Here is a 19,061-nt window from a genome sequence, read left to right on the forward strand (position 1 = left end):
CCCGGAAACCAACAAACGAACGACTTCACCATGCGATCCGCATGAACGCATCCTCCATTCTTGAGCGACGGGCTGCCCAATGAACACGGCCGTACCCACGCAACGAAGCGATCGCGAGCCGACGGCTTACGGATCCATTCAGCATGCTCTTATGGATCACGGCCATGCCGGACATAACCATGTGGCGATGGTCACCGATTTTCAGCATCGGTTTTGGGTCTCGCTCGCGCTGACGTTTCCGGTCCTCGCGCTTTCACCTGGGATCCAAAGCCTTCTCGGCTTGCACTGGATCGCCTTCCCTGGCGACTCCTACCTGCTCTTTAGCCTCTCTGCTGTCGTTTTCTGGTACGGCGGCTGGCCTTTCCTTTCAGGATTTGTCAGCGAGCTGTCGAACTGGCAGCCCGGAATGATGACGCTGATTAGCGTCGCTATCACCGTGGCGTTCAGCTATTCGAGCGCGGTCATATTTGGCCTCCCTGGCAACGTGTTCTTCTGGGAATTGGTAAGTCTTCTCGACGTGATGCTTCTCGGGCATTGGATCGAGATGAGGTCAGTCATTGGAGCGTCGCGAGCCCTGGAAAAGCTGGTGCAGTTCCTGCCCGCGACAGCGCACCGCTTGGGGGCGGATGACCACGCGGAAGACATTCCTGTTGCGACACTACGCCCCGGAGATCGCATCCTGGTAAGGCCGGGCGAACGCGTCCCGACGGATGGTATCATCCTCACGGGCCGATCAAGTTTCAATGAAGCGCTGCTAACGGGAGAGTCGCGCCCCGTCGAGAAGATCGAGGGGAACGAAGCAGTTGGCGGCGCGATCAATGGGGAGGGCGCCGTCATCCTTGAGGTGCACAAGACCGGCGACGAAACCTATCTGAATCAGATCATCAGCCTCGTCAGGCAGGCCCAGGAAACGCGGTCTCGCACCCAGGACTTGGCCGATCGCGCAGCGCTTTGGTTGACCTGCATTGCCCTGTTGCTAGGCGCCGCAACGCTCATTCAGTGGCTTTGGTTTGGTCAAGCCTTCGACTTTGCGCTCGAACGAATGGTTACGGTGATGGTCATCACTTGTCCCCATGCGCTCGGTCTCGCGGTGCCGCTAGTCGTGGCCGTCAGCACGCGACTCTCGGTGGAGAGCGGCCTTCTCATCCGCGATCGCGCCGCCTTCGAGCGCGCGCGCACCCTGGGCGCTGTGCTGTTCGATAAGACCGGAACCTTAACCGAGGGTCGCTTCGGCGTGTCCGAGGTGGTCGCATTGGCTGACCTGCGCGAAGATGAAGTCCTTGCTTGGGCCATCGGTGTCGAAGCTCAATCGGAACATCCGATCGCCCGAGCCGTGGTGCGCGCTGCCGAGGAACGCCGCATCGAGCCGAAATCCAGCCAGGCGTTCATGAGTCTGCCGGGACGCGGTGCCGAGGGTGTAGTCGACGGGCGCAGCGTCAAGGTTGTGAGCCCCGGCTGTATTCGAGAGCATGGGTTTACCGTCCGAAGCGAGCGGATTGAGCAACTTGCCCATGACGGAAATACGGTGGTTTACGTGCTCATCGACGACAGGCTTGTGGGTGCCATCGCTCTGGCCGATGTAATCCGAAAAGAGTCCTTCCATGCGGTCTCACGTTTAAAGGAGGCGGGTATACGGTGCATGATGATCACTGGCGATACGAAAGAGGTCGCCAGGTCCGTTGCCGCGCGACTTGGACTCGACGAGTATTTTGCCGAAACTTTGCCGCATCAGAAAGTGCGAAGAATACGGGAGACCAAAGCGAACGGTCTCGCTGTGGCCATGGTCGGTGATGGCGTCAATGACGCGCCGGCGCTGGTCGAGTCGGACCTTGGCATCGCGATTGGCGCGGGGACGGACGTAGCGATCGAGTCGGCGGATGTAGTCCTCGTGCGCAGCGACCCTCGGGACGTGCTTGCAATCCTGGAGTTTTCGCGGGCAACGTACAGGAAGATAGTCCAGAATCTTCTCTGGGCGACGGGCTATAACGTCATCGCCATTCCGCTGGCCGCCGGTGTCGCCTATCCCTGGGGTATCCTCCTCAGCCCGGCCATCGGCGCAGCTCTGATGTCACTGAGCACGATCATCGTCGCCATCAATGCAAGCTTGCTTGAACTACGCCGGGAGGCCGGCCGGGAGACAAAATAGGCCGGCCGGGTTGGGCTCATACCTGCGCGGCCGTTAATCCGACATGCCGCATCCGTGGCGTTCGCCGCGAGCAGCGGGCGGGGCTACGGCATTGGTCGAAACCGAAACAGAGACCTTTTGGGCCCGACGTCCGTATTGCTTAGCAAGCGTCTCAAGCCGATCCGCAATCTTTTCGTCAGTCATGTTCAGGGCGATGCGGCACAAGGTCCGGGCTGTACACAGATACTCTTTGCTCAGCATATCGCTTCCATCGCGCTTCTCCTTGTGAACAGTTCACTTCATGGAAAGAAGATCAAGGCCTGGCCGTTCATGCGAGGCAGCGTGACGACCGGACCGAGACAATTTCCAGTCTCAACATCAAAGGCGACGACTTCGTCTTGGGCCACACAATAGAGCCGGGCATGCGGCCCAAAGCGCAAACCCCGCGGCCTTTGAAATCGGACACGATTATTTGGAACAAATATCCGGACCAGATGCCCGTCTGCGCGGTCATATTCTCGGATGGTCGTGGCGGCATTCGCAGCACCGAACGGATGCTCGCTGCTGACCACAATATTGCCGCTCGGCGCCACTGCAAGGTCAAGCGGGCTGAGCTCCGGATCTCTCACCTTCCATGACGGTCGCATGCGGCGGTCGGGATCGAACGCCAAAATGGTGTTGTCACCTTCGCCGTCTGGACCGATGCCGGACGCGAGAAACAGCGTACCATCGGGACCGAACGCAAAGCCGCGCGGAAACGGCACGACCTGCGGCGGCAGGATATATTCGCCCGCCCTGTCGAGCTTCCGCGCAAACGCCATGATGGTGCGCTCGCCGCGCAGGCCGACGTAATAGCGGCCGTCCGGCCCAAAATTGCCGCCACCCGGATTCAATCCCTCCATGGCCCTGCTTGCGCGTACGACCTGTCCGTTGCGGTCGAGCGCGAGAATCCGATTTGAGCCGCTGTTGACGAAGAGCAACTTGTCGACGGGCTCGATCCCAAGCCCACGAGGATCGGCGATGCGCGGATCGTCGCCGAAGGCGCCAATCGGCTTGCCGTCGTCAGCGAAGGCGAGAACTTTTCCGTAGCCCGCGCCGTTCGCACCGGTTGCACTTGTGACGAGGAGCGTCATGGACCTTCTCCACCGCGGCGTTCGAGCGCCACCCAACGATTGTCTACGCGCAACATCGTTCGTTCCTGCTATCCAGGTAGCTCTCTTGCCGGGATAAGACTTATTCCAGACCGGAACGGAAAAGCTGTTACCTCGGCTCTGGGTCGCATCAACGGCATCGGTCGATATTCACGAGAGTTTGCCGGCCGGTTCACGCGGCGTTGGCCTCGAGCCACGCGGCGATGCTGGCGGCAGCGTCGCCGTAGAAGGCGCCGGACGGTCGGCAAGCCGTAGCGCAACGCTCTGGTAATCGTCGAGGATCGCAACCTTCATGGGCTCGCTCACTGTTTGGCGGCAAAGAACTCGGCCGGAGCTATGGTCGCCGCCCTGGGGCCGTTCTCCATCGGAGATGTGGCCTGACGACTTGATCCGGACGAGCCACGTTTTCCGGGATTTCCCGTACGTAACGTTCGGCATAGTCGACGGTCTGGAATTCGTCTTCCTCGCCCCAGACAAGAAGCTAGTGAACCTCGTCGAACTATCCGGTGTTTCATTTGTCCCCACCTGCTAAGTGTAGAGCCGGCTTTTTGTATTGCGCGTACGAACGAGATCTGAACGTCGGATCGATCGTGCAGTAGCCTAGGTCGCCGGACGCCGTGGCCCGGCACTGCGCAAGACTCACAAAATCACACTGCTTTTGATCCGAACTGCCGCCCGACAAACAGACCGGATATGATTCCGCCTTTGCCGGCGGTACTGTCGCTAAGCTCGCCAAAGCGAGAACTGGCAAAAAGCTCGGAATACGGCTTCGCATGTCAAGCGCTCCTATTCGCTCGGGGGTGACAGAATGCACACCGGCCATAGTTGGATTAACGACGCCTGTTTCTCCAACCACGAGGCAATTTTCACCGCGGCGTCGCCGTAGAAAGTCCGATAGAGATCCTCGGTGACATAGCCGATGTGAGGCGTAGCGAGGACGTTATAGTCGTCGAGGATTGGCACCTTCATGGACGTCCTCCGTCACTTTCGCTCGGTAGCAAAGAAATCGGTCAGCGCTCCAGTCACTGCCTTTGGGTCGTTCTCCATCGGGATGTGGCCGGCCGACTTGATCCGCACAAGCCTCGTTTCCGGAATCTCGCGTGCGTAACGTTCGGCATAGTCGACGGTCTGGAATTCGTCGTCCTCGCCCCAGACCAGGAGCTTCGGCGTCCTGGATTGCAGCAGCGCCGGCAGCATCTCCATGGTGTACCGGTGGTCTGCGGCGCCCGCGAGCGCCAGCCATGAGCGGGCAACCCTCGGGTCTGTCCAGGGATCTAGATATTCGGTGATCTCGGCTTCGCTTGCCGGGCGGCCGAGCGCCTTCACGACGGACACGCGACGCGCGGCCAGAACGTCGTCCCGCGTCGTTGCGGCGGCCACAGCCGGATCGCGGAAGCGGGCGACGCCGGGCACCGGCCACGAATCGTACATGATCCCGTTCACCACAGCCACGCGCGGTACCTCCACGGTGCCTGCGAGCGCGAGATGCTGCGCCACGCCTCCGCCGATGTCGTGGCCGGCGACCATGACCGGTCCCTTATGCCCGAGCGCTTCGAGGAAACGCACCAGCCAGGCGGAGAGACGCGGGACCGAAGCCTCGCTCAGGGTGAGCTCGCCTCCCGAGCGCCCGAAGCCGGGGAAATCGACCGCAACCGGGCGCAGGCCCGCGGCGGCGATGCCGTCGAGCACGGGCTGCCAGACGCGACTCCAATAGGTGCCGTGAAGCAGGAGCACCAAGGGGCCGCCTTCGCCGGCCGTGAGATAGCTGATCGGGATGCCGCCTACGTTCACTGTCTCGCGCCGCGTCATCGGACGATCCTCCTGACATGATCCTTGCCGAGCCCGATGGCTTCGTAGTGCCTGATCGCGTGCTCCAGCTTGGTGAAAACGTCTTCGTATCCGAGCGCCTCGCCGTAGGGATCGACGTAAGTGTACCCACCGGTCACGTGAAACAGCGTGGCCATCTCCTTGACGTCGTCCGGTACAACCAGCGTGTGCGTCTCGCCGGGCGGCTCGAATGCGTAGTCGCCTGGGGTCGCGACCCAGTCGTGCTCGAGGTAGCGCCATCTTCCGCGCAGCGTGAAGGCATGCACCGGTCCGGAATGACGGTGGCGCGACAGCACGCCAGAGGACCGAACCCGCAGAATGTTGATGTAGTAGCCCTGGCTCACGTTCAGCACGAGCGGCCTGAACGCGACCGTGTCCGACTGCGGGACCCACTCGCGTTCGTCGCCGTCAAGCTCCAGCGCAGAGCCGACGAATACATCGGGCACCATGCCTGCGGGCTGAGGTTTCTGGTAGGCGATCTTGCTCTGATCGATGGAACGGCGCTCGGGCGCCTGCTGCTGCTCCGATGAAGATGTGGCCGTCATTTTCTCCTCCGCGCTCTGCTGGCGGTCTGACCGAACAGGATCTTCTTGCCTTCCTCGGTGACTGTGGGGCGGCTCGAGTATGGCTCGCCTCTCGCGTAGGCCCGCTGCGTCCCGGGGCGCGCGCGCACCGTGTCGAACCAGCGCCGCAGGTTCGGGAAGTCGTCCAAATTCTGCTGCTGGCGCTTCCAGGGAACGATCCACGGAGAAGCAGCCATGTCGGCGATGCTGTAGTCATCGCCGCCGATGAATGTACGGTTTTCGAGATGGCGGTCGAGCACGCCGTACAGACGGTTCGTCTCCTTCACATAGCGCTCGATCGCGTAAGAGATTTTGCTCGGCGCGTAAAGCCCGAAATGGTGGTTCTGTCCGGCCATCGGTCCCAGCCCGCCCACCTGCCAGAACAACCATTCCTTCACGGTCTTGCGGCCGCGGACGTCGTTCGGCAGGAAGCGGCCGGTCTTCTCGGCGAGGTACAACAGGATGGCGCCGGACTCGAACACGCTGATCGGCTCGCCGCCGTCGGCCGTGCGCATTATCGATGATCGCCGGCATACGGTTGTTGGGCGAGATGGCGAGGAAGTCGGGCTTGAACTGATCGCCGGCGCTGATATCGACCGGATGGATCGTGTAGTCCAGCCCCGCTTCCTCCAGGAACATCGTGATCTTGTGGCCGTTCGGCGTAGGCCAGTAGTAAAGGTCAATCATCTCGGCCTCCTCGGCTTGTCCGCCAAATGCGAAGCTGCAAACGCCGCCCCCGGGCCAAAACGGCGAACTCGCAACAGTGACGGTTGCCGGTACACCGGCCTCATGGCAACACCTTCTGGCGCTTCAAGCTGTCGATGGCGGCGATCAGCGATTTCGTCGAGTCCATCCGCTCTTTAAATCCGAATTCGTAGATCTTGTTGACGTTGGAGATGACGTCCGACACGGTGTGGAAAATGAAATCGCCAAACGGCCACCCGACGAGTTTGGATAGATCCGGCTGCACCAAACCGTGCCGGTCAGCAATCCCCTTCCAGACCGGTCCCTTGTCAGCCATATGCTGCGCAAGCTTCAATGGCACCGGCGGTGCCACATCGAGACCGAGATGCCGGGCAATATCCTCCCACATCCGTTCCCAACGAAAGACGTCGGCGTTGGTGATATTGAAGGCCTCACCCGAGACCTTCTCCTCCGTTGCCGCCCACGCGCTTGCCCTCGCAAGCAGGCCCGCATCAGTGAACTGAACAAGTTGCTGGTACGCTTTGTCAGTGCCCGGAAATCGCAGCGGGATACCCAGTTCGCGCGACAGCTCGGCAAAAACACCAACCACCAGCGCAATGTTCATCGGATTGCCAAAGATATCTCCCACCACGACGTCTGGAATGAGCGCAACATTGTCCCAACTGGCCTTCGATGCGCGCGCTCTAAGTTGCGCCCGCTGTGAGAGGTAGATGTTGGGCGGCATGTGCGGCGGATCGCTTTCTCTGGCCGGCGTCCTGACATTCGCGCCGATATGAATACCGTAGATCTTGAACCCCTCGTAGCTGACGACCCGCCCAAGCGGCGCCCCCACCGTGTTAAGGCCGTCCAGCAGATTTCCAAGCATGTGGCCATTCCGTTCGGCTTCAACGGACAGGTTTGGGTCCGGACTCAGGGCCGCGTAAAACAGATGCGTGGTGTCACTGGCCGGCCTGAGCGCCGCCGCGATCGCGTCCCGATTGGCAAGATCTTCGGTGATCGTCTCGATCCCCGCAATCGGCCGGCGGGCAAGCGTACGCACCCTCCAGGCCTGCCGTTCCAATTCCATAGCCACCGAGTGGCCGACGATGCCGCTGCCGCCGGCGACGAGGGCTACGCGCCCGGTATCGCTGTTCGTCATGTCCAGCCTCTTGGTTGCAACCAAAATCCGTTCGCGTGCTCAAAGCGCGCTCAAGCCGCCATCGACGACGAGGTCGGCGCCGGCAACGTAGCTGCTCTCGTCCGACGCCAGGAACAGCGCTGCGGCCGCAATCTCCTCAGGCCGGCCGACGCGACTTAGCGGTGTAGCAGCCTTAAAGCTCGCCCGTATCGCGTCCGCGCCTTCTTTCGTGGCCGACTGCGCATCGATGATGGGTGTGTCGATTGCTCCCGGGCTGATGGCATTGACGCGGATTCCGCGGTCCTTGAGTTCTGCCGTCCAAGTGCGCACAAAGGAGCGCACGGCAGCCTTGGTCGCGCTATAGCTTGTATATTTGGGGATGCCCTTGAAGGCAGCGATGGAAGAGATCAAAACGATGGCGCCGCCGTCGCTGATCAGGGGAAGCGCTTTCTGGACGGTGAAGAGGAGCCCGCGCACGTTAGTACCGAAAGTTTTTTCGAAGTTCTCTTCAGTCGTGTCGACCAGCAACTGCGGATCTATGAAACCCGAGTTGGCGACGAGGACATCGATGCCGCCCTTCTCTTCCCTGATTCTTGCATAGAGTCGATCGAGATCACGAATGCATTGAACGTCGCCCTGGACCGCCGCCACACGTTGTCCGATCAGGGCGGCCGTCTGGTCGAGCTCGCTCTTTCGACGGCCAAAAATGTAGACGAATGCACCCTCTCTCACGAACCGCTGAGCCGTCGCCAATCCGATGCCGCTGCTGCCGCCTGTGATGACGGCGACTTTGCCTTGTAATCCCGACATCGCTTTGCTCCTTGTCATCCTGCGTTCGTCGAATTCATGCGAAGAACCTAAAGGAGATTTTGGCGATGGGTAGTGAGGTCGGTGGATTAGGCTTTATTCCGCCCGCGAATGAGCATTTGGCCCACCTTAACTCAGGCTCAAGCAGCTCGCGCGAGCGGTGACGCGTGTTGTCGCTCTATTTGAACTCCCTGCGATATTCGCTCGGTGTCCAGCCTGTATTCTTGCGAAAGGCCACGCTGAACGAGCTCGTCTGAGAGTAGCCAAGCGTAAACCCGATGTCCGTGATCGAGATTGATCGATCTGCCAAGAGCAGTTTGGCTTGTTCAATGCGCCTTTGTACGTGGTACTGATGCGGCGGAACCCCGAAAGATTGTTTGAAGGCCCGACAAAAATGGTGCGGGCTTACACGGGCGAGTTGCGCAAGCGTACCGAGACAAATTTGCTCGCCTAGATGTTCTTCAATATAGCCCACAACAGCGCGCTTTTGCCAACAAGCAAGGCCTCCACGATTCAGGACCGTATCACGCGCAGCGTTATCGTCACAGCGGGACAGCTCAATTGCGAGCACGCTGGAGAGAGCGGACAAGTAGAGTGTTCTCTTTGCTTGCCCACTCTCTATCGCACTCTTCAACTTGGCTGCGGTTTCCCAAACGATGGAGTCCTCAAAATGTACTCTCGCCGCATACTCGATTTCGCCATCGTTTCGGAGAACGGTTGGATCCAAATACAGAAACGTCAAGCGGGTGGACGCAGCGGTTTCAAGCCGCTCTCGATAGCCGCAGCCGGCCGGTACGAATGTGAGCTTCTTCGCAAAATTCCGAATCTTGGACGGCGCAAATTCATCAATTGAAGTGTCTCCGTCCCGGCGGGCTCCCTCATTGTACATTGCCAAGAGGTGAACGGGACCTCGAAATTGAAGTTCGATCCCCTTCCCAATCGGCGCGTGTACGCTCTCCACAAACCAACCGGGACGACCAGTACCGAGACGCTTTACGAAATCGACCGGCACAATTTGGACAGTCGGATGAAGAAACCGGCCCCCACTTGACTGCCAGGATTCGATACCGACCAGCGGTTTGATCTCCTCCAAATCTCGAACGTCAATTGCAGCTTGATCTGTACCACCATGTGGTGAGTTTACCCTTCCGGGGCCAACGCTCGGCATGCTCGTCATCATCGATGTCACCTACTGTTTCTTATGCAACATGCTACCCATCCGAGATCATAGGCCCGGGCGTTCGCACCACCTATTCCGACGTAGGTTGCTCCAGGTTCCCGTTTGGTTTTAGTCACACAAACCAAAGTTTTGGTCCTTCTCGCGGCAACAGCCGTAGAGAAGCAATTACATTGTCAGTTGCTGGCTACTCCACCTCGATCGCTGGGCTTGGCAATTTATCAATCCGCGACACTGCCACTATGTCCGCAGGAAACGCTACAACTGCTGTTCAAAAAATTGCTCAGCGCGCGAAGTGACTGGAACCTGTCAGCACTTTTGGATCGCAACGCATGGGGCCCTCCTAGCATCCGGAGTACTCGATGCTTCGCAGCGCGCGTTAATCTGACAAGATCCCTTCAACTGCAACAATCCTGAAATAGCAGGCAGGATCGCGCCCACCCATAATACGCAGGCTTCCGCCCCCACTAAACTGAGGTTGGGAAATGTCTGTGAGATCAGCAGCACTGCAAGCCACCTGTGCGGCGCTAGGTTTTGTCTTGACCACGCAATCAGCAACAGCCGCACTGCACCACGCACACAAGCATCATCATAGACACGTTATTTCGCAATGGCGCCCCTGGGACGCCAATGCGGCAGTGTCGCAGCCTGCCGATTCATGGTGGACACATCTAATAAATGGCGCGGAATCGGCACCCGCAGGTCACTAGTTGCACGCGCGAACTAATCTCATGCAGTGGGTCTCGTCCGCTTAGAAAGTGACTTCAGTGCGATGAGAATGGGTCGTCTATGTTCCAAGGTAAGATCATGCATTTACTTTCACGCGTTACCGTTCTCCTGGCATTCACTGTCACACCTCTAGCCGCAATGGCCGAACCACCCTCGGTTCCGCCACCAGGGGCGAACGTAGGCGTGGCTGAGAGCGTTCACGTACAGCCACGGGGAGACACCTTTGCTCCGAACTCCGCCGAAGTGGAAGCCGTACAAAAGCGCATCACGATTTTTAACACGACGCAGGGGCTTCTGGACGCTCGGTTCGATAGAAAGCTGACCATCTGTCGTGGTTGTTAGCCACATTGTGTTAATTCTCCCCGCAACAGGTGAAACACATGAGACCGATCATCTCTGATTCATTGGAGGCCGCGAGTGCGATTCCTCATCTCGACGTTACTCACCCAAAGCTCGACGTGCCACTTGAACTACTGGTCAGAGACCTTCAGCATCGTATCCGCAATCTTCTCACTGTAGTTCAATGTTTTGTCAACAATACTGAGGCCAGGACGGCAGACGATTATCGCGTCGCTCTCATGGCCAGGATCGTAAATTTGTCAGAGGCCTACAACCTGATCGAGAGCGCGCGAGAGAATCGCGTCTCTCTTGTGGCACTGCTCGAGCGAACGCTAATGCCACATACCACCTTTCTAAAAGATCGAATCCTCGTCGCCGGACCCGACATCGTGCTTGAACCACGCCTCGCTTTATCGCTTCACATGATCTTTCACGAACTCGCGACTAACGCCAGCAAGCACGGCGCCCTGACGTCTACGTCCGGAGCGGTTGAAGTGCTTTGGGATGTTCGTTCCGATGGTGGGGATCACGCCCTCGCCGTGCAGTGGCGTGAGCACGGTGGACCGGAGGTGCGCGAGCCTCGGCACAAGGGGTTTGGCCTGCGCCTCATCTCAAAAGTGCTGTCTGGTGCACAAGTGGAAATGGACTTCCCTCCGGCCGGCCTCCTTTATCGCTTTCTGGTTGATATCGATCCATCATAGGCCCCGCAAGAGGAGCGGTCGGGTTGTCATAAAGACGATCCCTCGCTGCTTGAGCCTACGCCAACGAGCCAACCAAATGTCTGATGCTTATTTCTGTGTTTTCTGGGCCGAAAAGAATGCCGAGCTCAAGGCTCAAGGCGCCGAGGTGTTGAACTTCCGCGAAGCTCGCAGGGAATTCGGCTGCCATGCTACGCCTCCAGGCGCCGTCACGCTCTGCTCGGGCGGCGAAGACATCCGTGCTTTTCCCGGCAAAACGCCCCAAGACAGGGATGCGTGGTACGCGCAGTACCGGCAAGTGAGCGCGAAGGGCGTTCTCTGGCGCATGATCAACGATGCTAACAAGCAACCCATCTGCTACGTCGACGCGACCGAGGCGCTCGACGCCGCAAAGCGTGGCCGTGATAGCGGTGGGACTGCGTGTCGATAATCCCGACAAACCGCCTCAGGAGATCGAACTCGCTGGCGGAGTGAGTGGCCGGGTAAGCAAGCTTAAAGGGTCGTTGCCGCCAATCCGCCCCTCTTGAGAATGAAGCCGGCGATTTCATCGACGCCCTGTCCGCTCTTGAGATTGGAGAAAATGAACGGTCGCGTAGTTCGCATACGTCGGGCATCTGATTCCATAACCTGAAGATTGGCACCCACCAAGGGAGCCAGATCGATCTTGTTGATCACAAGCAGGTCGGAGCGCGTTATGCCGGGGCCGCCTTTGCGTGGGATCTTTTCGCCCGCAGCGACGTCGATCACGTAGATAGTCAAGTCCGCAAGCTCGGGACTGAAGGTTGCCGCGAGATTGTCGCCACCCGATTCCACGAAACACAGCTCTGCCCGTGGGAACTTCAAGTTCATATCCTCGATCGCAGCGAGGTTCATGGAAGCGTCTTCACGTATCGCGGTATGCGGGCAGCCGCCTGTCTCAACGCCCATGATGCGCTCTGCCGGCAGCGCTTGCGCGCGGGTCAGGATGAGCTGGTCTTCCTTGGTGTAAATGTCATTGGTTATCACATAGATCTCGTAGAAATCCCGGAGATGCTTGCATAGCGCCTCTATAAGCGCCGTCTTGCCCGAGCCGACTGGGCCCCCGATTCCGACGCGGAGCGGGCCGTGATGTGCGGGAGCGGACCTGTTGGGGCGAAGGGGCTTTTCGCTTTCAACCGTCTTCATGACCGGAACAACCTCGTATATTGGGTTTCATGCGCAATGGAGGCGAGTTCGACCATGAATCCCGCGGAACCCAGGTCGTCGAGCGTGGCACACGTTCCTTGCGCGCTTGCGAACAACACGGCGTTCTCAAGCTCCGCGATGGCGAGTTGACCGTCGGTTTGCCCGAGGGGGATCAGCCTCACGCCGGCACTTGCCAAATTGGCGACATAGCTGTGCAGAAATGCCGGTAGCGCCACGCGTGCGGGAATCCGCTCCCTTGCCGAGCGAGCGCCAAGGACAACGGCCAGTACCGGCTGAAACTGAATCTCCAAGAAGAAGTCCAGTATACGATCGGGCCACACTTGGCGGAGTGTGTTGAGGCAAGCGGTCGCCTGCTGGGACGATTCAAGCGCGAACTCTGATGTCCCGCGGGAGGCCGCCGCCACCTCCGCGACCCACATCAGTTTAGCCCGGTCGTTGTCGATCGCGCTGCGATATGCTTCGCTGAAAAAGACTGCTTCATTGCGTCCGGATCCGTAGCAAAGATCGGCCTCGAGCCAATCGACCAGGCTTGGGCGGTCATGGATGCAACCAGCTTCGGCGGCCCATTCGATCCCGTGCGAGTAACTGTAGGCGCCGTTCGGGAAGGTCGGCGAAAGCCAGCTTTGCAGACGCAGGAACGATAGAGGCGAGTACGGGAACTCTTCATTGGTCATGATATCTGCCCAGTACGTATTAGCATATCAATACATGAAGTAGCGTTGAGCCATTGGCAGCACCTTCGCGGGCTCGCAAGTTAGCAGCCGGCCGTCTGCCCGCACCTCATAGGTTTCCGGATCGACCTCCATGCGAGGGACCGCGTTGTTGAGGATCATCGAATGCTTACCGATCTTGCGCGTGTTCGAGACAGGAAGCAGTTGCTTTGCAAGCCCGAGCTGCCTTGTCTTTTCCAGCGAAGCCTGGCTGACAAAGGTCACCGAACTCCTGCTCAGGGAGCGGCCGAACGCGGCGAACATCGGCCGATAGTATTCGGGCTGGGGAGTGGGAATGGAAGCGTTGGGATCGCCCATGATAGCCGCAGCGATCGTGCCGGATTTGAGAACCATGTCGGGCTTTACGCCGAAAAAGGCCGGATCCCAGATTACGATGTCTGCGAGTTTCCCGGCCTCAATCGAGCCGACGTAGGCGGAAATACCCTGGGCTATCGCAGGATTTATCGTGTATTTCGCAACGTAGCGCCGCGTTCTGAAGTTATCGTTATCGCCTTTCTCTTCAGACAATTTACCGAACTGCTTTTTCATCTTATCGGCGGTCTGCCACGTACGGGTGATCACCTCACCGACGCGCCCCATCGCCTGGCTGTCTGACGACACGATTGAGAGCGCTCCCAGATCGTGCAAGATGTCTTCCGCTGCTATGGTCTCCTTGCGTATGCGGCTCTCAGCAAAGGCGACGTCCTCCGGAATACGACGATCGAGATGATGCGTGACCATGAGCATATCGAGCGCTTCGTCGAGCGTATCCACCGTGTAGGGCCGTGTTGGATTTGTCGAAGCCGGGATAACGTTCCCTTCGCCACACACCTTTATGATGTCCGGCGCATGTCCGCCTCCGGCGCCCTCCGTGTGAAAAGTATGGATCGTTCTGCCCTTGAATGCGGTGACAGTATTCTCCACGAAACCACTCTCATTGAGAGAGTCAGTATGGATCAGGACTTGCACATCCATGTCGTCCGCGACAGAAAGACAACAATCGATAACAGCGGGCGTTGCGCCCCAGTCTTCGTGCAGCTTGAGGCCGCACGCACCAGCCTCGATCTGCTCAACGAGGCCAGCGGCCAGGCTCGCGTTACCTTTACCGAAAATACCGAGGTTCATCGGGAAAGCATCGGCCGCCTCGAGCATCCGCTGGATATGCCAGGGGCCTGGCGTGCAGGTTGTTGCCGCCGTACCTACCGCCGGTCCGGTTCCCCCACCCATCATAGTTGTTAGACCTGAATAGAGCGCCTCCTCGATCTGTTGCGGGCAAATGTAGTGTATATGAGTGTCGATACCCCCCGCGGTGATGATCTTGCCTTCTCCTGCGATGATCTCGGTACCAGGTCCGATGACTATATCGACGTTGGGCTGCACATCCGGATTGCCGGCCTTCCCGATCCTTGAAATGAGCCCATCCTTGATAGCGATGTCCGCCTTCACGACCCCCCAATGATCAAGAATCAGGGCGTTGGTGATGACTGTATCAACCGCTCCTTCGCTGCGCGTACGCTGCGACTGTCCCATGCCATCACGAATGACTTTCCCGCCGCCGAACTTCACCTCCTCACCATAGGTCGTGAAATCTTTCTCCACCTCGATGAGCAGATCAGTATCTGCGAGACGAATCTTGTCCCCGACCGTCGGGCCAAACATCTGCGCGTAGGCGGCGCGGCGCATTATGTGGGGCATTTTCGTTACCTCATTTGCCAGAATTGACCGCAGCGCCGCCTGCGGGCGGCAGAGCCCCCATCACCCGGCCGCCAAAGCCATAGACTACGCGGGCACCGCTATAAGGGATCAATGAAACTTCGCGGGACTGTCCCGGCTCAAATCGCACGGCCGTCCCGGCCGGAATATCGAGGCGACAACCGACAGCGGCGTTTCGGTCAAAAGCGAGGGCCGCATTTGTCTCGGCGAAATGATAGTGGCTGCCCACTTGAATAGGCCGATCACCCGTGTTGGCAACCTCAATAGAGATAGCTGTCCTATCCTTGTTCAGGACAATCTCGTCGGATGCTGGAAAGATCTCGCCAGGGATCACGTCAGCCTCCCAATAGCGACAATCCGACCACCGCCGCGCATCCACCCGCCGCGCGCAGCAAGAGCCTTCCGACCAAGCTCCGCACGCAGAAACCAGCTCCGATGCCGACAGCATGGAGCGCAGAGGTTGCGAGCGCGAATCCTGCTGCATAAGGGATAAGCCTGGCTGTGGCCGCCTCCGTTCCATGAGCGTGCCCATGGAAGAACGCGAAGAGACTGACGATCACGGCCCCCCGGACTACCGGCGCCCGTACTCCGAGAGCAACGAGCACTCCCAGCAAGATGACCGACAAGCAGATGGCCTGCTCGACGAAAACGATTTGCAAACCCGAGCTCGCCGCTGCAAAGCCGCCCAACATCGCTGCCACGAAGGTTGCCGGCCAGACCACAACGGCACGGCCACCGGTTAACACACTCCAGAGGCCTACCATCGTCATAGCGATGAGGTGGTCTGCCCCGTTCAGAGGATGCGCAACTCCGGAGCTGAACGAATTGCCGGGCCCTACACCGGTATGGGCGCAGGCCGGGAAGATCAACGCTTCGGACAACATAATGCAGATCAGGACTAACCGCATCGAGAGCTCCTATCGAATCGGATTGTGTACCGGCACAAGCTTCGTTCCGTCAGGGAATGTGGCTTCCACCTGCATCTCGCGAATCATTTCGGGAATGCCTTCCATGACTTGGTCCTCAGTCAGTACTCGGCCGCTCTCGGACATGAGTTCGGCGACCGATTTCCCGTCGCGCGCTCCCTCCAGGATGAAGTCCGCAATCAGCGCGATACTCTCGGGATAATTGAGCTTGAGGCCTCTCGCGAGCCGCCCTCGCGCAACCATCGCTGCGACAGCTATCATCAGCTTGTCCTTTTCCCGCGGTGTAAGATTCAAGGCTTTCTCCGTCCCGTAACGGCCACTAACACGACCACATCTTCGGCACTCCGAAAGGGCCTGGCCCCAGCTCTCGGCTGAATTGTTCCAGCAAGCTACGAAGCCCACGTCTCAGATCGGCACTTGCTGCTGCGGCGACACGCACAATGATGATCGCGCCGACGATCGTGGCGGCGCACCGGCATTCGAGCGAAGCCGCTATCTCGCGCAAAATCCTCAGCCGTGTATCAAGACTAGGTCCGAAATAGATGAGCGTTCCAACGGCCTTCCAGTTGGAGAGCAGTGCCTTTCTGTGCAGCTGCGCGAACACCTCATCTGAGACGCGGAAACTATCCGCCCAGATGAGGCGGCCATCCCTTCTGATGTGCCAACTGTCCGATATGTGCCCGCCAACGACTTCCTCTCCGCGCGCAGCACGACCGAGTACCAACCATTCGAGCGCAATCAGCTCGGCTCCTGAGCAAACATCAATCTCCGTCTGGCGACGAATGCGCGCCTGATTAAAGACGATTGTTTCTTGCGGGAGCCAAGCGAGCTTTGCCGTGCCGCACGCTTTCAACTTTGTCGCAACCCGCGCGGGTTGATCCAGCGCCCTGTAGATCTTTTCCGCAGCCTGGGTTGTGACCGCGACCGATGCATGGTTGAGCGCCACCACTTCAATTTCGAGCCGATCTCCACCGGCAATGCCACCTGACGAGTTTATGATGACAGCCTCTTTCACCAGATCATCGCCGATCCCTGGAAATGCGAGGCCTATGGGAAACTTCTGGTAAACATCGGCGATTCGGGTACCTCTCTCGGAACCAGTGAGCACGATCCGGCCAACTCCGTTGGCTCGCTCCAGATCGACGTCGCGCACATTTCCTCCGCGCGCGCCGAAGGTTCCAGGATGACAAGAGTCCTCGCCAGGATTGCGCTGGTGCGTTGCTTCGAACATCGGCTCGATAAACTCTTGAGAGAGAGCGCGTTAGCTTAGCTTGCGTTTGACGCTGGCAGAGCGAGGGTGGGCGTGACAATTGGCTAAGCCGGTCACGCCCGAACCCGTTTTGCGAGAGTGGAATCAGAACCCCGCAAGCCCTTGCGGACTGTTGTAGGGAATCTTGACGCTAGTGATCTCCGTCAGCGAACCGTCCGACTGAGTAGCGTAGCCAACCAGCTTCGAGGCATTCCCGTAGATCTGATAGAGATACGCGCCGTCCGACGTGATCCAGCTATCGGCGGGGCCGCTGGTCACCGTTCCGTTCAGCCCCCTGGCGGTGCCGTCCCCTGGAATCCTCGGGCACGCGGGATCGCACGCGATTTCCAGGCCGCGGCCATTGATGTGGTAGCTGCAGATGTTGCTGTAGCCGAAGTTCGTCGCGTACACCGTTCGATCATCCGGGGAGACCGCCAGCCAGCACAGCTCGGACGGGACGCCCGCGCTCGTGTCGATCTTTACGAGCGGGCCGATGCTGACCGTCCCGCCTTTCTCGATGGTGCCCATGGAGCATCCGTCACCGACGGCGTACCCGATGACGAAGGTATCCGGCCGTTCGTGCAGGAAGGCGATGTAGAACGGAGAGCCGCCTTTCGCGTCATAGAACCTGACCGTGCCGAGCGAGCCATCTTTTTGCAGGGGGAATACGGCGAGGCCATCGGGATCTGGCGCATTCGATGCGATTGAGTGCAACGCGCCGCCAGCCCGCTGGACCCAGAGAATAGGCGACCCATCCGGATAAAGGCCTGTGAGCGCGATTGGCTCGTCGAAAGTGGTGCCGACAAGAACGAGCTCCTCGTTGGGCGAGACCACGACCATGGTGGATACGCGGTTCCTCTTGCTATACGTATTGACCGTGTACCGTTCCGGGCGCGCCGTGAGCTTGCCTTCGGCGTCAACAGACATCAACCGGAGGTGATCGGGGCCGAACGAGTGCAATACGAAGAGCGTTCGAGTAGAAGGAGCAAATGCAAGCGATTTGGCGGTCCCGCTCCTTCCTTCCACGGGGTTACCCGTCGGCTTGACGTCCAGCAGTGTAAGCCGGCCGTCCTCGCTCACACGGAAGCTCGAAACGGAGTTGTCTCCACCATTCGTGGCGAACAGAAAGCGCCGATCCGATGTGAGAATGACGCTTCCCGCGCTCTCAAAAGCGTTGGGTGCGCTTTCTTGGCCGCTGATCGGTTTGAATTCGCCTGAGCCCGCACCACGCGTGCCGATCCGCTCCACCTCCACAAGCGCACCAGTCGCGCTCCGCTCGTAGTGGATAATTGTATTCTCGATTTCGTTGGTTTGCATGTAGAGATGTCCGGGCTGGCCTTTTGCCGTGGACATGTCCTTCATCATTGCCTCTTTTGCCATCTGGCACTCCTTTGGTTGGGTTTGACTAGGGGGTAGGTCTGACTCTCCACGAAGCGTCCCCTCTATCGCTTCAATGCAGGGTATCCGTCGACGTAGACCCAATCGGTCGCCTGCGCCGGCACGTGGCAGGACTTGCAATTCAGTCTGTAGTCGGTGGATGTTGTCTTTGTGGGGTTGGCAGCGTCGAACCACGACCAGCCCCACCCATCGCCCCACAAAGCGTTGCCCGGATAGCGGCCGTCACTGTCCCTCACCATGACGAACCAGCCTTTCAACTTCTCGGCGTGGCTGACAGTACCGGTCGTCATTTCTTTCGTGGCGGTTTCGAACACCTCTTTCACGAGCACCGTTCCGTCGGGAAATCGGCCGTCCTTGCGATAGGCCTCGATAGACCCCGGCGATGCGAGCACGACATGCAGCTGCTTCGCGCCTCGACCTTCATCAGCCGCTACGGCCCAGCTTCCGAGCTGCTGATAACTGGTCTGATAGTCACGCGGAACGTGCAGGTTACCCTGCGCGTCGACGGCTGCCTCCGTTTGCGAAGCGCTGCTAACCGCGGTCGCCTGCATTGAACTGAGGGCGGCAATCGCAATGACCGCTCCAATTCCCGAAATGGCGAGACTAAAGACGCGAATGGCTCTCATGACTCAGTCCTTGCTG

General features: G+C 59.1%; 20 protein-coding genes and 1 pseudogene. 3 read left to right on the forward strand and 18 right to left on the reverse strand.

Annotated elements, in window-relative coordinates; all coding sequences use genetic code 11:
- Positions 1–79 precede the first annotated feature (79 nt).
- Entirely contained in the window at positions 80–2,146 is a 2,067-nt protein-coding gene (locus tag V1289_RS13715; protein ID WP_334397439.1) for a heavy metal translocating P-type ATPase, read from the forward strand.
- 278 nt (positions 2,147–2,424) lie between these two features.
- On the opposite strand, the gene V1289_RS13720 is transcribed toward V1289_RS13715, so the two are convergent.
- The 9 genes and pseudogenes from V1289_RS13720 to V1289_RS13755 form a co-directional block, all read right to left on the reverse strand.
- Positions 2,425–3,258, reverse strand: coding sequence for a hypothetical protein (locus tag V1289_RS13720; protein ID WP_334397440.1), 834 nt, complete (start codon positions 3,256–3,258; stop codon positions 2,425–2,427).
- A gap of 529 nt (positions 3,259–3,787) precedes the next feature.
- Positions 3,788–4,099, reverse strand: coding sequence for a DUF3551 domain-containing protein (locus V1289_RS49655; protein ID WP_442896180.1), 312 nt, complete (start codon positions 4,097–4,099; stop codon positions 3,788–3,790).
- On the reverse strand, positions 4,063–4,245 hold the full coding sequence (locus V1289_RS13725) for a hypothetical protein (protein WP_334397441.1): 183 nt from the start codon (positions 4,243–4,245) through the stop codon (positions 4,063–4,065). The genes V1289_RS49655 and V1289_RS13725 overlap by 37 nt, the downstream gene beginning before the upstream one ends.
- A gap of 12 nt (positions 4,246–4,257) precedes the next feature.
- Positions 4,258–5,085: an alpha/beta fold hydrolase gene (locus V1289_RS13730; protein WP_334397442.1), complete on the reverse strand. Its 828-nt coding sequence runs from the start codon at positions 5,083–5,085 to the stop codon at positions 4,258–4,260.
- On the reverse strand, positions 5,082–5,552 hold the full coding sequence (locus V1289_RS13735; protein WP_334407446.1) for a 2,4'-dihydroxyacetophenone dioxygenase family protein: 471 nt from the start codon (positions 5,550–5,552) through the stop codon (positions 5,082–5,084). The genes V1289_RS13730 and V1289_RS13735 overlap by 4 nt, the downstream gene beginning before the upstream one ends.
- A gap of 92 nt (positions 5,553–5,644) precedes the next feature.
- Positions 5,645–6,353: pseudogene (locus tag V1289_RS13740) on the reverse strand (glutathione binding-like protein).
- A 100-nt stretch (positions 6,354–6,453) separates the two neighbouring features.
- Positions 6,454–7,509 carry an SDR family oxidoreductase gene (locus V1289_RS13745; protein ID WP_334397443.1) on the reverse strand — a complete coding sequence of 352 codons (1,056 nt, stop codon included), beginning with the start codon at positions 7,507–7,509 and terminating at the stop codon, positions 6,454–6,456.
- Positions 7,510–7,548: 39 nt separating this feature from the next.
- A complete protein-coding gene (locus tag V1289_RS13750; RefSeq protein ID WP_334397444.1) occupies positions 7,549–8,298 on the reverse strand; it encodes an SDR family NAD(P)-dependent oxidoreductase in 750 nt (249 codons plus the stop codon).
- A gap of 175 nt (positions 8,299–8,473) precedes the next feature.
- Positions 8,474–9,475, reverse strand: a complete 1,002-nt coding sequence (locus V1289_RS13755; protein ID WP_334397445.1) for a helix-turn-helix domain-containing protein — start codon at positions 9,473–9,475, stop codon at positions 8,474–8,476.
- 1,106 nt (positions 9,476–10,581) lie between these two features.
- On the opposite strand from V1289_RS13755, the gene V1289_RS13760 reads away from it, so the two are divergent.
- Both V1289_RS13760 and V1289_RS13765 read left to right on the forward strand, forming a co-directional pair.
- The gene (locus tag V1289_RS13760; RefSeq protein ID WP_334397446.1) at positions 10,582–11,241 is read left to right on the forward strand and encodes a sensor histidine kinase; all 660 of its coding nucleotides are present in this window, start codon (positions 10,582–10,584) and stop codon (positions 11,239–11,241) included.
- A gap of 76 nt (positions 11,242–11,317) precedes the next feature.
- A complete protein-coding gene (locus tag V1289_RS13765) occupies positions 11,318–11,668 on the forward strand; it encodes a hypothetical protein (protein ID WP_334397447.1) in 351 nt (116 codons plus the stop codon).
- Positions 11,669–11,730: 62 nt separating this feature from the next.
- Here V1289_RS13765 and ureG read toward each other — a convergent pair whose 3' ends face one another.
- From ureG to V1289_RS13810, 9 genes are all read right to left on the reverse strand, one after another.
- Entirely contained in the window at positions 11,731–12,402 is a 672-nt protein-coding gene (gene ureG / locus V1289_RS13770; RefSeq protein ID WP_334397448.1) for an urease accessory protein UreG, read from the reverse strand.
- Positions 12,399–13,097: an urease accessory protein UreF gene (locus tag V1289_RS13775; protein ID WP_334397449.1), complete on the reverse strand. Its 699-nt coding sequence runs from the start codon at positions 13,095–13,097 to the stop codon at positions 12,399–12,401. Before V1289_RS13775 ends, ureG begins: the two co-directional genes overlap by 4 nt.
- Positions 13,098–13,124: 27 nt before the next feature.
- Complete coding sequence (gene ureC / locus V1289_RS13780; RefSeq protein WP_334397450.1) at positions 13,125–14,828, reverse strand: urease subunit alpha; 1,704 nt, start codon at positions 14,826–14,828, stop codon at positions 13,125–13,127.
- A gap of 10 nt (positions 14,829–14,838) precedes the next feature.
- Positions 14,839–15,180: an urease subunit beta gene (locus V1289_RS13785; RefSeq protein ID WP_334397451.1), complete on the reverse strand. Its 342-nt coding sequence runs from the start codon at positions 15,178–15,180 to the stop codon at positions 14,839–14,841.
- A gap of 1 nt (position 15,181) precedes the next feature.
- Positions 15,182–15,754 carry a HupE/UreJ family protein gene (locus V1289_RS13790; protein WP_334397452.1) on the reverse strand — a complete coding sequence of 191 codons (573 nt, stop codon included), beginning with the start codon at positions 15,752–15,754 and terminating at the stop codon, positions 15,182–15,184.
- A 9-nt stretch (positions 15,755–15,763) separates the two neighbouring features.
- Complete coding sequence (locus V1289_RS13795; protein WP_334397453.1) at positions 15,764–16,066, reverse strand: urease subunit gamma; 303 nt, start codon at positions 16,064–16,066, stop codon at positions 15,764–15,766.
- Between the two features lie 25 nt (positions 16,067–16,091).
- Positions 16,092–17,003, reverse strand: coding sequence for an urease accessory protein UreD (locus V1289_RS13800; RefSeq protein ID WP_334397454.1), 912 nt, complete (start codon positions 17,001–17,003; stop codon positions 16,092–16,094).
- Positions 17,004–17,126: 123 nt separating this feature from the next.
- Positions 17,127–18,401, reverse strand: a complete 1,275-nt coding sequence (locus V1289_RS13805; RefSeq protein WP_334397455.1) for a lactonase family protein — start codon at positions 18,399–18,401, stop codon at positions 17,127–17,129.
- A 62-nt stretch (positions 18,402–18,463) separates the two neighbouring features.
- Positions 18,464–19,045, reverse strand: a complete 582-nt coding sequence (locus V1289_RS13810; protein ID WP_334397456.1) for a cytochrome P460 family protein — start codon at positions 19,043–19,045, stop codon at positions 18,464–18,466.
- Between the last annotated feature and the right edge of the window lie 16 nt (positions 19,046–19,061).

Source organism: Bradyrhizobium sp. AZCC 2289 (genome assembly GCF_036924615.1).
GTDB lineage: Bacteria > Pseudomonadota > Alphaproteobacteria > Rhizobiales > Xanthobacteraceae > Bradyrhizobium.

Bases quoted from the DNA above. Each gene is read 5' to 3' on its own strand.
- V1289_RS13715 (WP_334397439.1), top strand. From the start codon at position 80: ATGAACACGGCCGTACCCACGCAACGAAGCGATCGCGAGCCGACGGCT.
- V1289_RS13720 (WP_334397440.1), bottom strand. From the start codon at position 3,258: ATGACGCTCCTCGTCACAAGTGCAACCGGTGCGAACGGCGCGGGCTAC.
- V1289_RS49655 (WP_442896180.1), bottom strand. From the start codon at position 4,099: ATGGCCGGTGTGCATTCTGTCACCCCCGAGCGAATAGGAGCGCTTGAC.
- V1289_RS13725 (WP_334397441.1), bottom strand. From the start codon at position 4,245: ATGAAGGTGCCAATCCTCGACGACTATAACGTCCTCGCTACGCCTCAC.
- V1289_RS13730 (WP_334397442.1), bottom strand. From the start codon at position 5,085: ATGACGCGGCGCGAGACAGTGAACGTAGGCGGCATCCCGATCAGCTAT.
- V1289_RS13735 (WP_334407446.1), bottom strand. From the start codon at position 5,552: ATGGTGCCCGATGTATTCGTCGGCTCTGCGCTGGAGCTTGACGGCGAC.
- V1289_RS13745 (WP_334397443.1), bottom strand. From the start codon at position 7,509: ATGACGAACAGCGATACCGGGCGCGTAGCCCTCGTCGCCGGCGGCAGC.
- V1289_RS13750 (WP_334397444.1), bottom strand. From the start codon at position 8,298: ATGTCGGGATTACAAGGCAAAGTCGCCGTCATCACAGGCGGCAGCAGC.
- V1289_RS13755 (WP_334397445.1), bottom strand. From the start codon at position 9,475: ATGATGACGAGCATGCCGAGCGTTGGCCCCGGAAGGGTAAACTCACCA.
- V1289_RS13760 (WP_334397446.1), top strand. From the start codon at position 10,582: ATGAGACCGATCATCTCTGATTCATTGGAGGCCGCGAGTGCGATTCCT.
- V1289_RS13765 (WP_334397447.1), top strand. From the start codon at position 11,318: ATGTCTGATGCTTATTTCTGTGTTTTCTGGGCCGAAAAGAATGCCGAG.
- ureG (WP_334397448.1), bottom strand. From the start codon at position 12,402: ATGAAGACGGTTGAAAGCGAAAAGCCCCTTCGCCCCAACAGGTCCGCT.
- V1289_RS13775 (WP_334397449.1), bottom strand. From the start codon at position 13,097: ATGACCAATGAAGAGTTCCCGTACTCGCCTCTATCGTTCCTGCGTCTG.
- ureC (WP_334397450.1), bottom strand. From the start codon at position 14,828: ATGCCCCACATAATGCGCCGCGCCGCCTACGCGCAGATGTTTGGCCCG.
- V1289_RS13790 (WP_334397452.1), bottom strand. From the start codon at position 15,754: ATGCGGTTAGTCCTGATCTGCATTATGTTGTCCGAAGCGTTGATCTTC.
- V1289_RS13800 (WP_334397454.1), bottom strand. From the start codon at position 17,003: ATGTTCGAAGCAACGCACCAGCGCAATCCTGGCGAGGACTCTTGTCAT.
- V1289_RS13805 (WP_334397455.1), bottom strand. From the start codon at position 18,401: ATGGCAAAAGAGGCAATGATGAAGGACATGTCCACGGCAAAAGGCCAG.
- V1289_RS13810 (WP_334397456.1), bottom strand. From the start codon at position 19,045: ATGAGAGCCATTCGCGTCTTTAGTCTCGCCATTTCGGGAATTGGAGCG.